This window comes from Nocardia wallacei (genome assembly GCF_029868745.1).
Taxonomy (GTDB): Bacteria; Actinomycetota; Actinomycetes; order Mycobacteriales; family Mycobacteriaceae; genus Nocardia; species Nocardia wallacei_B.
This window is the reverse complement of record NZ_JARWOP010000062.1, coordinates 15,368-27,668: the sequence shown is the minus strand read 5'-3', so window position 1 is coordinate 27,668 and position 12,301 is coordinate 15,368. Positions and strand designations below refer to the sequence as shown.

Annotated in this window: 8 protein-coding genes and 2 tRNA genes; 2 read left to right on the top strand and 8 right to left on the bottom strand. The window is 72.0% G+C overall.

All coding sequences use genetic code 11. The features are described from left to right. Positions 1 to 60: 60 nt before the first annotated feature. On the bottom strand, positions 61 to 570 hold the full coding sequence (locus QH470_RS03815; protein WP_280270843.1) for a GNAT family N-acetyltransferase: 510 nt from the start codon (positions 568 to 570) through the stop codon (positions 61 to 63). After that, positions 567 to 1,790 carry an MFS transporter gene (locus tag QH470_RS03810; RefSeq protein WP_280270842.1) on the bottom strand — a complete coding sequence of 408 codons (1,224 nt, stop codon included), beginning with the start codon at positions 1,788 to 1,790 and terminating at the stop codon, positions 567 to 569. Before QH470_RS03810 ends, QH470_RS03815 begins: the two co-directional genes overlap by 4 nt. 413 nt (positions 1,791 to 2,203) lie before the next feature. Between QH470_RS03810 and QH470_RS03805 the strand changes: the two genes are divergently transcribed. Then, positions 2,204 to 2,992, top strand: a complete 789-nt coding sequence (locus QH470_RS03805) for a competence protein CoiA family protein (protein WP_280270841.1) — start codon at positions 2,204 to 2,206, stop codon at positions 2,990 to 2,992. A 59-nt stretch (positions 2,993 to 3,051) separates the two neighbouring features. On the opposite strand, the gene QH470_RS03800 is transcribed toward QH470_RS03805, so the two are convergent. From QH470_RS03800 to QH470_RS03785, 4 genes are all read right to left on the bottom strand, one after another. Next, positions 3,052 to 7,950, bottom strand: a complete 4,899-nt coding sequence (locus tag QH470_RS03800) for a cation-translocating P-type ATPase (protein WP_280270840.1) — start codon at positions 7,948 to 7,950, stop codon at positions 3,052 to 3,054. Next, entirely contained in the window at positions 7,950 to 8,438 is a 489-nt protein-coding gene (locus tag QH470_RS03795; protein WP_280270839.1) for a hypothetical protein, read from the bottom strand. Before QH470_RS03795 ends, QH470_RS03800 begins: the two co-directional genes overlap by 1 nt. 99 nt (positions 8,439 to 8,537) lie before the next feature. After that, on the bottom strand, positions 8,538 to 9,728 hold the full coding sequence (locus QH470_RS03790) for a hypothetical protein (protein WP_280270838.1): 1,191 nt from the start codon (positions 9,726 to 9,728) through the stop codon (positions 8,538 to 8,540). Between the two features lie 89 nt (positions 9,729 to 9,817). Then, entirely contained in the window at positions 9,818 to 11,200 is a 1,383-nt protein-coding gene (locus QH470_RS03785; protein WP_280270837.1) for an MFS transporter, read from the bottom strand. Between the two features lie 99 nt (positions 11,201 to 11,299). Here QH470_RS03785 and QH470_RS03780 point away from each other — a divergent pair, with 99 nt between their 5' ends. After that, positions 11,300 to 12,061, top strand: a complete 762-nt coding sequence (locus tag QH470_RS03780; RefSeq protein ID WP_280270836.1) for an ArsR/SmtB family transcription factor — start codon at positions 11,300 to 11,302, stop codon at positions 12,059 to 12,061. 64 nt (positions 12,062 to 12,125) lie between these two features. Here QH470_RS03780 and QH470_RS03775 read toward each other — a convergent pair. Continuing rightward, positions 12,126 to 12,200, bottom strand: a tRNA-Val gene (locus tag QH470_RS03775). A gap of 16 nt (positions 12,201 to 12,216) precedes the next feature. Then, positions 12,217 to 12,287, bottom strand: a tRNA-Cys gene (locus tag QH470_RS03770). Positions 12,288 to 12,301: the final 14 nt, after the last annotated feature.

The following is a 12,301-nucleotide window of genomic DNA, read 5'->3' as shown; positions in this document are numbered from 1 at the left end:
GGCGGATCTCACGAATACAGGAGAATCCGTCCATCTCCCCCAGCATCAGATCGACGATCATCACATCGATCGCCTCGTCGAAGGTGGCGCCGTCGGCCGCCAACGGAAGACCCCGCACCAAGCCCGACCACCCGCCGTACGCACCGGCCACCACCCCCTACCACGCGCCCCCCCGCCCCCCCCCCGGCGGGGGGGGGCGCCGCCGCCCCCCCCCCGGGGGGCCCCCCACACCCCGGCGCCGTGGTGGTCGGGCAGCACGTACAGCTTGTTGATCTCGACCATCGGGTCGCCCATCGCCGCGGCGATCTCCGGATCGGCGGGCGGGCCCGCCACGAGCATGGCGTAGCCGACGATATCGCCGCCCGCCACGGCCTTGAGCACCGTGCGGCCGGGATCGCTGAGGTAGTCGCCGAAGCGATCGCCCGACAGTATCCGGGCGATGAACGTGTCGATGTCCTCCGGTGCCAGCTCCGGCGGGCAGGCCAGCGGAAACGTCGCCGCCGCAACGTCACTGAGGGCTTCGGCGTCCCACAGACCGGCCCGGTCGACGATGACTGGGATGTCGCTCATTCCTCCAGTACAGCACGGCCGGGTGCGGACGCTGGCGGTTTGCCCGTCTGTGGACGCGGCTGAAAGAACCGCGCCGACACGATCAACGCGGCCGCGAACAGCAACGGCAACAGATAGGCGATCCGGTGACTGGTCGCACCGGCCACCCCGCCCACCACTCCGCCGCCGATCAGCGTGCCCGCGTAGTTGAACAGGTTGAGCCGGGCGATGAGCGCGTCGAGCCCGCGGCCGCCGGTGAGCCGGCCCGCCTCGCTGAAACACAGCGGCGCGATCACCGGCAATCCGATTCCGGCGACGAGGAATCCCGCGATCGCCACCACCGGATCCGGGGCGAGGACCACCAGCGCCAGCCCGGCGGTCCCGATCGCCGCCGCCACCCGCACCACCGCCCGCGGCCCGAATCGGCGCACCCACAGATCGCCGGTGAGCCGCCCGGCCAGCGACGCACCCTGATAGGCCGCCAGCGCCAACGCCGCGGTCGCCGAGGAGGAACGCAACTCGTCGCGCAGATACAGCGCCGACCAGTTGCCCACGGCGAGGTCGACCGCGAAGACCAGCGCCATCGCGACGCCGATCGCCAGATAGGCGCGTAGCGGGACGGATCCGGCGGCCGCCGCCTCCTCGGGTTCGGCCTCGGCCTGCCGCGTGCCGAGCAGCCGCGGCCCGAACACCAGCCCGGCCACCAGCACGACGAGCGCGGCCGTCAGCACCGCGATGGGCAGCGAGACATCCAGAGCCTCGCACGTGGACACGAACAGCGCGCCCAGGATCGCTCCCGCACTCCAAGCCGCGTAGAACGACGACAGCACCACCTTGCCGTACCCGTGCTGGATGAAGACCGCCTGCATGTTGGTGCTCGCGTCGACCACGCCGACCGCGACGCCGTACCCGCCCAGCGCAACGAACAGCACCGCGAGCTGGGGCGCCAGCGCGATCCCCACTCCGGTGACCGCGATCAACGCCAGCCCGGCACGCAGCGCGGTGCGGCTGGACCAGCGCAGCGCCAGCCGTTCGGCCACCACGCTGCCCGCCGCCGCCAGCACCGAGATCAGCACGGTGGCGAGCAGGATCTGGGTGTCGTCGAGCCCGAACCGGTCCCGCTGCTGGGGCAACTCGGTGAGGATCACCGCGAGGAAGAAGCCCTGCAATCCGAAGGCCACCGAGTTGGCCGTCCGCGCGCTCCGCACAGTCGATACAGGAATGTATCCGGCGGTCTCCATGGGCGAAGCTTAGCCGCCGTGCGAAGGTCGCGCAGCCCGCGGACCGGATGGCCGGAAGGCGCCGGTGGCGTTTTCGTGAATTCTGCTAATTCCGTGTCGAATTCGCACGTAACGGCGGGTGGCGGCGTTCGATGATCACGCTGGGCTCCCGGTTGGGTAACGAAAATAGTCACGTTCGTGTGAAGGGGGCTGGCAAGTGCGGCAATCTGGAAGGAGCGGGTCGACTGTGGTCCGCTGGGTGTAGGGGAAGTGGTCGCGTGGACACGAGGGAACTGAGCGAGATCGAGCGCGGGCCTACTGCGGTGCTGTCCTCTGCGGAGCCGGCGAATCTGCCGGTGGTCGAACCGAATCCGCGAGGGCATCGGACGGGGGAGCGATGCCGTGAGGCCGGGTGTGGGAACTGCCATTGGGACGTGCAGCGGCTGAAATATTGGCTGCGCGGGCGGCTGCTGGCGTCGGGCGCCGACGACGCCGAGGTGGACAAGGCGCTGGGTGCGCAGACCCCGTCGGTGCTGTGGCGGCGCGGCAACCGGCTGTGCGCGATCGAGGTGCGCAGCGCGCCGGTGTCGCTGGCGCACGCGGCGGAGCGGACGGCCCGGCTGCGCGCCGTCGGCTGCGACGAGGTTTTGTGGCTGTGCCCGCCGGGGTACTGGGTAGGGCAGATGCCGGCGCTGGCCGTCGACGACTTCGCGCCGGAGGGGTGTGATTATCGAGTGGTCGCGGGCCTGGTGGAGGCGGGCCGGTCCGGAGTGGTGGTACCGCGGGAAAAACCCTGGGCGGTAAGGGAATTCATCGAACAGTGGGTGGCCGGGGAACTGGCCTGGGGATACCGCGACGAAACCACAGGAGGATGGGGAACGGTGACCGACTGGGAGGAGCACACGCGCGCACAGGCCCTGGTCATCGCTCAGCAGCGCCGCGAACTGATGAATCAGCGCACCGCTTTGGCCTTGGCGCGCAAGGCCACTCGCGACAAGGCCAAGCAGGTCCACAAGCTGATGCACCGCCTGGAGCGCGCCGAGGAGACCGCCGACGAACTGGACGCCACCCGCCGCCGCCTGGTCGACCACAACCGCGTGGACGCCACCCTCCGCGTCACCATCGCCAAACAGCGCGAGGCCCTCCTGCACTGGCAGCTCATCACCTGCTTCGCGGTGCTGATCATCGTCACCTTCATCGCAGCGGGGTTGATGCTGCGCTGACAGTGCCGGGCAGACACCGGCAAGCCGAGGCCGGGCGAGCTCACGACCGGCCGGCTCTCCTACGCCAATACGCGGCTTGCGGCGACGGCGCTTGCTGTGCCGAGGGCGGTGCTGCCGGCCACGATCGTCCAGGCCATCGGGCCCAGGGGGACGCAGCCGAAGAAGCGGCTCACTCCGGGCGTCATGATCACCCCGGCCAGTAGTACCCAGCTGCCCGCGACCGTCGTCCACACCAGGGGACTGCGGTGGCCGATGACCAGGGTTTGGCCCAGCTGGGTACCGATGAGGGCTGCCAGCGCCATGGTCTCGGCGCGGCGGCGACGTCCGGTGGTCCGGCCCAGCAGCCACGCCGTGCCCGCGCCCAGGGCCGTGCAGGTGCCGCGCACCGCGACCGAGCGCAGGAACGCGCCACCCAGTTCCGCCTGCTCCTCCAGCACGGGTGCGCCCGAGTCGGTGGTCTCGGCGCGCCCGCGTGACAACGCGACCGCCATCGCCGGACCGAGGTCGGTCAGCAGATTCACCACCAGGAATTGGCGGGTGCCGATGGGCGCCTGCCCGGACAGCAGGGTGCCCAGCACGGTGAAGGTGACCTCGCCCGCGTTGCCGCCGACCAGTACGCCGATGGCGTCGCGGACCCGCTGCCACATGCTGCGGCCCTCGGCCAGCGCGTGCAGCAGCACCGACGGATCGACGCCGTTTTCGGAGCGGGTGAGGATCAGGTCGGCGGCCTCGCGCGCGGCGACCGACCCGCGGGCGGCCAGCCCGATACCGACGTCGGCGGTGCGGATGGCGGCCGCATCGTTGCTGCCGTCGCCGACCATCGCGACCGTGTGCCCGTGCCGTTGCAGCGCCGACACGATGCGCACCTTGTGTTCCGGTGAGACGCGGGCGAATACGGTGGCGCGCTCGATCAGCTCGGCGCGGCCGTCCTCGTCGAGCGCGTCGAGGTCGGCGCCGGTCGCGATGGTGTCGGCGGGGATGCCGAGCTGATCGGCGACCGCGCGGGCGGTCACGGGGTGGTCGCCGGTGATCATCCGGATGCCGATGTCGTTGTCCGTCAGCTCCCGGATCAGGTCCCGCGTCTGCGGGCGGGGATGGTCGGCGATGCCGACGAATCCGAGCAGGGTCAGGTGTTCGATCTCGCCGTCGACATCGTCTGGCGCGGAGGGGAAGTCGCGCCGCGCCACCACCAGCACCCGCAGCCCGCGCTCGGCCAGCTGGTGCACGGCAGCCTCCGCGTCGGCGCGATCGGCCTCGCTGAACGCCGAAACCCGGTGGCCGCCTTCGCTGTCGGCGCGCAGCACCTGGTCGCAGCGTGGCAGCAGTACCTCCGGGGCGCCCTTCACCGCCAGCCGGATGTGGTGGGCGGTGTGGCCCACGGCCGCCGCGTAGCCGCGGAAGCTCTCGAACGGCACCTCCTCGATGGGATCCCACACGTGCGCGGCCCGGACACCCAGCTGGGCGTCGGCGGCCTCCACCACCGCGCGGTCGGTGGCATGCACCGGCGGGCCGTCGCTCGATCCGGGGCACGCCCGTGCGGCCGCCCGCAGCAAACGGCGGGACTGAGCGGAATCGCCGAATTGCCCGGCGCACCACTGGTCGTCGAGATCGGCGAGGGCGACCAGCTGCAACCGGCTGTCGGTGAGCGTGCCGGTCTTGTCGAAACACACCGTGTCGACGCGGCCGAGCGCCTCGATGGTGCGGCTGGAGCGCACCAGGACGCCGTGCCGGGACAGCCGCCGGGTCGCGGCCAGCTGCGCGACCGTGGACACCAGCGGCAACCCCTCCGGGACGGCCGCGACCGCCACCGCCAGGCCGTCGGCGAGCGCCGGGCGCAGCGGCAGGCCACGCAGGAAACTCGTTGCGGTGACGGTACTTCCGCCGCCGAGCGTGAACGGCAGCACGCGCGCGGTGAGGGTCCGCAGATGCGCCTGCACGCCGCCGCTGGGTGGCGGCCCGGCCGCGGCCAGCGCCCGTCCGGCCTCGGTGCTGTCGCCCGCGGCGACCACCACCGCGCGTGCGGTGCCGCTGACCACCACGCCGCCCTCGAACACCATGCAGGCCCGATCGCCCAGTGCCGCACCGGGAGTGGCGGCGGTGTGCTTCTCGACCGTCACCGATTCTCCGGTCAGGCCCGACTCGTCCAGCTCCAGTCCGTCGGTCTCCAGCAGGCGCGCGTCGGCGGGCACCACCTCGCCGGTGCGCAGGGCGATGATGTCGCCGGGCCGCAGATCGTCAGCGACGGTGAGGATTTCGCCGTCGTCGGTGATCCGGCGGGCTTGTAGCCGTTCGCCCAGCAGCAGCCGGTGCAGCGACATGTGGGCCCGGCGCCGTTGCAGCGCCGACACGGCGGCATTGAGGCCGAGCACCGAGCCCACCAGCACCGCGTCGGTGGGCGAGCCGAGCAGCGCCGCGGCGACCGCGCCCACGGCCAGCAGCGGCGTCATCGGGTCGGCCAGCTCACGTCGCATCTGCCGGGCGAGGTCGACGACGGTCGCGGTGGGTGCGGCGAATCGTTCGCCGAGCCGAGCCGCGGCGGCCGTCAACGCGGGCTTGGGCGCGGGTGGCGGGCGATGCGGTTCCGGCAGCCGGGCCAGCACCTCGTCGGGTTCGAGCGCGTGCCACGGCACCAGCGCGATCTGCGCGGGTCCGGCCGCGCGGGCGGCCCGATAACCGCTGCGCAGGCCGCTCACCAGGCCGAGGAGGGTGGCCGCCGCGAGTGGGCTGGTGGCGCGTGCGGGCCGGGAGCGCGCGGGGCCCGAGGCCAGTAGCAGCCCGCTGAGCGTGGCGGCGGACAGTGTCAGGACGCGCCCGCGTTCACTGATTCGCCGGGCCGGGCCCGCCGCGTTGAGGATCTGGCGCGCGCAGCCCAGATCCGGGCAGACGGCGTCGGCCTGCCAGGGAATCACCGTCTCCCCGTCGGCGCCCTGCGTGACCACGCCGATGCCGAGGTCCGCGGCGCTCATCGCCCGACGCACCCGCCCGCTCACGACCGCGACCACATGACCCTGCTCCTGCAGGCGGCGCACCAGCCGCGTGTACGAACTGTTCGCGGACACGAATTCGTCCGCGCTGCGCCGCAATTCGCCGGTGTCCTCACCGCCGACCAGCACCACCCGCAGGCCAGCTTTACGAGCGCAGGCGAGCAACCCCACCGCCTCGGGATGCGGTTCACGCCCCACCAGCACCTTCCCGACCGCCCTTCCGCGTTCTCGCAGCACACACCAGTGCGGGTCGCCGGGGTCGACATCCTCGGGCGGCGAATCCCAGTCGTACTCACGGATATTCGCGTCGGCTGCAGAGCCGTTCCCGGCCGCATTGGTGCCCGCTCCGTCCGTGCCCTCTGCGCGAGTCTCGGAGCGCACGCCGTTATTCGATTCGCGCTCAGCGGGATTCGCCGACATCGGCGTCTCCGCACCGCCGTGCACCGTGTTGTCCGGTGCCGCCACCGTGTCCGTCTCCGAGTAGGCCTCACCCGAAGTCCGCAGAGCCGAGCGGGTTTCGCTCTGCCTCCCCGTTGCTTTCACGGATGCATCGACATCGGCGTGGTCGGCCATCGCCGTAGCGTTCGATGGCGGACTGTTCGGGTGGGGGCCGGAGTGCACCGCGGTTTCTTCGAGCCCGGCGTCGAGTTCGGCTTCCGCGGCAACCTCGCGCGTGAGGCGGAGATCGCGGCGCTGGTGGCCGCGGGGCGGGGGGATGGGGAGGTCGGAGCCGTTGTGCCACATGAGGCGTTGTGCGGCGCTCCAGACCTGATCGGTCGGCCAGTCGCGGTCGAGGGACTCGGCGGCCAGCACCACCGGGCGCGCGCCGCGCAGGATTCGATGGTCGATGACGACCGCGGACACACGGTCCAAGCGCCGCCATACCTGCGGGTCGAGGGTGAGGACGCCGCGGGCGGCCATGCCGGCGGACAGGGTGGCGGCGAAGGATTCCCGCCCCGCCCGGGCAGCCTTCGGTACGCCCGAGACCACGGCGTCGGCGGCGTCGCCGATTCCGCGTCCGCCGACCAGGGTGGCGGCCGCGGCCAGCGTGGAGACGCCGCCGACCTCCTCCGCGCAGCGTTCGATCGGCCCGCGCGGCCGCAGCGCCGGACGTGGTTGCGCCGCATGGTATTCCGTCACGTCGGGGTGGTCCGGGTCGGCGATCAGACTCTCCCAGCGCCGCCACTGCGTGAACCGTGCGGCCGCCTCGACCAGCCGGGCCGTGCGCAGCGTGGCATCGGCGAACAGGCCCGCCGCCTCGGAGTCGAGGGCCTGGCCGAACGCGGTCGCGACGGTGATGACCGCCTCCGTGCGGTGCGGCCCGAGTTGGGATTGGAGCATCCCGCGCAACCGCGGCTGCCCGTCCACCAGCGCGATCGCGGCACGGAACATGTGGGCGGGAGCGGGCACGGGCAGCACCCGGCCGGTGATGGCCGCGCCCAAGCCGACGACGTCACCGGCAAGTTGCAGCGCCGAGGTGAGCACGGGCTCGCGGTCGGAGGGATGCTCGTGCGTCCGGCTCCACGACCGGACATCCGTGCCCGCCTCCGTCTCGACCCGTTCGAGGATCTCCTCCAAGCGGTCGGGCGACACGTGTTCCGGATCGGCGGCGACGGTGACCCGCCCGGTGGCGGCGTTGATCTGAGTCCAGCGGACCCCGGCCATCTGCTCCAGATGCTCGCGCAGCCGCTTGCCGACCTCGGGCCCGCGACGGGTACGCAGGCCCCGCACCTCGGCATGAATGCGGTCGGCATGCACCGTGACTCGGCGCTGCCGTCGTAGCCGTCGCGGATCGACCAGCGCGCCGAACTCGCGGCCGATGCCGTCGGCGAGTTCGGTCGCGGTGGCGCCGAGATCGGAGTTCAGCACTCGGGCCGCCACTCCGCCCGGTCGCTGTACCAGTCCTAGGGTCACTCCGGTGACGGCGAGTGGCACCCGGATCGGCGCCGTCACGATTCCGCGCAGCGTCCCCATCACTTGGCGCTCGACGCAGGACGAGCCGCCCGCCGACGAGCCGCGGCCTGCGGTCGTGTCCCTGATCCTGACGCCGAGCCGCCGCCCTTCGCGCCGGACGACGGTTTGCGCGAAGTCGGTTCGGTCGATGGGGTCGCGCGCGACTCTATCCGCGTGTCCGACGGCTCGGTACTCGCGGCCGAGTCCGAGGACGTTGGCCCTTGTGGTGACCTGGCCCGCCGGAGCAGGTAGGCCGTGCCCGCGACGCCGCCCGCCGCCAGCGCGATCGGCCATTCCACCAGCCCGGTCAGCCCCACGGCCGCGACGCCGAGAACGGTGGCCGTCGGCGTATCGATGCGTCCGCGGGCACCGGACACGGCGCCCGCCACCGTCCCCCGCGCGGCTCCGGTGACCGCTCCGACGGCGGCCCCACCGGCGGCCTCGGCGGCGTGCACAGCCGTCGACGCCGTGGCCCGCGCCAAGGTCAACGTCCCCGATGCAATGCTCATCACAACTCCCGGATGTCGGACTGGGTGGCGATGTGGTTGGCCTGCCCCGAAGTGCGGGGAGCAAACATCGTTTCGTCCGATTCGTGACCGTGCGGCGATTCAGCCCTCGCGCTCGAGGCGGAACGGTCCGCGCTCCCAGCGCCAGCCGTGCCGCAGCGTCAGGGCGGTGAAGCCGAGCATGTCCATGCCGGTTTCGTCGACATACCGGCGGAACTCCGGCCAGGCGATCGGCCCGGCCGCGAGACGGTTGCGCAGGATGTTCTCGTGCCGGGCATCGACGGTGTGGCGGCGCAGGTCTTCCTCACCGAGCCGGCTCCCGGTGAACGCCAGCCAGCCCCAGCCACGCTCGTGCGCCCAGGCGCGGGCAGCCTCGAGCTTCACCCGATTGCCGTGCACGGCGAGCCGTGCCACCGGGACGACATCGGCCAGCAGCACCCGCCCGTCGGTGAGCCGCGCGGCCACGGTGGGGTAGTGGGTGCGTTCCGCGCCGTCGAGCCGGTAGTCGACCGCGGCGGGACGTTCGATGAACTCGGCGACCTGCTCTCCCTCGTCCAGCATCCGCAGCAGCCGCGCCTCCAGCGCGGTGTCGAAAGTGGTTTCGCGGCCGAGTTTCTCGGCGAACACCGAGCCGCGCGCATCGTCGCCGGAATCCACGGTGGGCACCTGGGTGTCCGGCAGGGCGGCCGGGTCGCCCTGCGCCCATTCGACGCGGCGCAGCAGCGGGATAAGCTGCCCGGCAACGGGTTCGGCATGACGCGTGGTCGGCAGATGCCAGCGCCCGCGCTGCTGCCACCCCGCGATGCGCTGGAAGACGAAGCCCGCCAGCCGTTTCGCGTCGATGAGCGCGTGTCCCGCCAGTCTGAGCCGCAGATACGCGAGGTCCTGCGCGGCGATATCGCTGTCGGTGGCGTAGATTTCGGCCAGCAGGGTGCGCACCAGCCGCTCGTCCAGCCAGCCGACCGGATAGCGCTCGGCGAAGATCGCGGTGTCCGGGTGCCCGGTGGCCTGGACCCGGCGCACCATCTGTCCCACGGCGCGGGTGTACAACTGCCGCACCCGATCCCGCGACCACCCGTAGCGCGCGCCCATCAGGGTCAGCGTCTCCGGACGCTCGCCGTCGAGACCGAGCCGCTGGGTGATCAGTTCGCGATCGCGCGGGCGCTCCTCGGCCTGCGCGGCCACCATCGTCGCCAGGGTCTCGTCGGCCTCCTCGAGCCCGAACGAGAGGCCCTCGCCCGGGTCGTCGAGCAGCCCGGCCCGTGCGTCGTCGATCCGGCTCGTCGTCACCACTTCCGCCCGCCTTCGCTCTTGCGTTCGAAAAGCGTATCCCCGCAACCGGTCTGCGTGTGGTAGCGACGGGTCTCGTGTCGGGGCCCGAATCAGTCCCGGGACCGGCCGGGGATCCCGATTCCGGTGAGCGCCAGCGCCCCGATCCACGCCACGGCCGCGGCGACGGCGAGCAGATGCACGCCGTCCACGAAATGCGCGTCGGCCGGTGATCCGGCGACGGCGCCGAAGACGGCCACACCGCAGGCCGTGCCGATCTGCCGGGCGGTGTTGGAGGTGCCGGTCGCGAGCCCGGACCGATCCGGGGGAGTGGCGCGCACGACCGCGGCCACCACCGACGCGGTGATCAACCCACCGCCGCAGCCGACCAGGAGGAACCCGGCGAGCAGCGCGGCGATGCCGCCGTCGGCGTGGACCAGGGTGAGCAGCAGGGAACCGGCGGCCGAGACGACACAGCCGAGCCCGATCGCCGTGCGGGGGCCGCGGGCCGCGGTGATCCGCCCCGACACCGGCGCCAGCACCACCAGGGGTATTGCCATGGGCAGCACCGCGATTCCCGCCGCGATCGGCGAATAGTGCCGTACCTCCTGCAAATACAGCATGCCGACGAACAGCAGCCCGTTGAAGATCAGATTCATCGTCAGCGCCACCACGTTGGGACTCAGGAAGTCCTTGCGGCGCAACAGGTCCAGCGGCAGCATCGGATGTTCGCTGCGCGCCGAACTCGCCAGTGCGACGGCGAGGGCGAGCACGGTCACCAGCGCGGACGCCACGGCGGTCGAGCCCGCGTGACCGTCCGCGGAGATGACGGTGAACACGAGGCCGCCCAGGGCGATCACGAACCCCGCCAGGCCCGTCACGTCGAACCGCCCGCCGCGCGTCCCGGGCCGGGCGGGCACCGTCCGCAGCGCCGCGACGACCACGAGCGCGGTCAGCGGCACGTTGATCCAGAACACCGGCCGCCAGCCCAGCACATCGGTCAGCACGCCGCCGAGCAACGGTCCCGCGGGCAGCGCCAGCGAGGACACCGCCGCCCAGGTTCCGAGCGCCTTGGCTTGTTCGCCGCGCTCCGGATACACGTCGACGATGACCGCCATCGTGCTGGGGAGCAGCAGCGCGCCGCCGACGCCCTGCACCGCGCGACCGGCGATGAGCACGGCGGTCGTCGGCGCCAGCGCGCATGCCAGCGACGCGAGCCCGAACAGCGCGAAGCCCGCCACCAGCACCCGCCGGTGTCCGATCCGGTCGCCGACGGTGCCGGCGGCCAGCAGCAACCCGGCGATGGCGACGACGTATCCGTCCACCACCCACTGCAGCGTCGACACGTCGGAGTGCAGGTCGCGGCCGATGCTGGGCAGGGCGACGTTCACGATGGTCACATCGAGCAGGACCAGGAACATGCCCGCGCACATCACCGCCAGTACGCGCCCGCGTCGTGTCGCGGCCGGAGCGATCTCGAAAGTCGGACTACTCATATCCGCAGTGTCATCCCGTAACCGTTCGGGATTCGCCGAAGTATGGCCGCCGCCCATGATTCGGTGGGGACCGAAACGTCACCGCGGCAGACTGGTGTCATGACCGACGACCGTCCCCTCTACGGCTACACCGACATCGCCGCAGTCGGCGCGCTGCTGGCCGACGCGACCCGGGCACGGATCGTGACCACCCTCACCGACGGCCGCGCGCTGCCCGCCTCGGTGCTGGCCGCGGAGTCCGGCGTAGCGGCCTCGACCGCCAGCGAACACCTCTCGCGTCTGGTCGACGGCGGCCTGCTGACCGTGGAACGGTCCGGCCGCCACCGCTACTACCGCTTGTCGAACCGCGAGGTCGCCGCGGCCATCGAGGCCCTGGCGGTGCTCGCTCCCGCGCGCCCGGTCCGCTCGCTGCGCGAATCCACTCGCGCCGCCGCCCTACGCCGCGCCCGCAGCTGCTACGACCACCTGGCCGGCCGCCTCGGCGTCGCCGTCACCGCCGGCCTACTGGACCATCGCGCACTGGTGCGCACCGACGGCGGCACGGGAACCGAACGCTCCCAACATGATCCGATCTCCGCCCCGCTCCGAGAGCACCCGTACGAACTGGGCCCGAACGCCGAGCCCCTGTTCACCGAATTCGGCGTCGACCTCGCCGCCACCACCCACACCCGCCGCCCCCTCCTCCGCTTCTGCGTCGACTGGAGCGAACAACGCCACCACCTCAGCGGCGCCCTCGGCGCCGCCGTCCTCACCCGCATGGAATCGGCGGGCTGGGTCGAGCGAACCGCCACCCGCCGCTCCCTCCGTGTGACTGATTCCGGGGCGCGGGTGTTGGACAAGGTGCTGGGGGTGGGGGTGTGAACGCTCGGGTACCTCGAGACGCAAGAAAGGCCCGGCGTGAACCGGGCCCTTCTTGCGTGAATGTTGGTGCGCGATACTGGGATTGAACCAGTGACCTCTTCCGTGTCAGGGAAGCGCTCTCCCGCTGAGCTAATCGCGCGTGGGTGCCTCTTTAGAGGCGGCGACGGGAATCGAACCCGTGTGCACGGCTTTGCAGGCCGTTGCCTCACCACTCGGCCACACCGCCAACCAAGGCCGGGT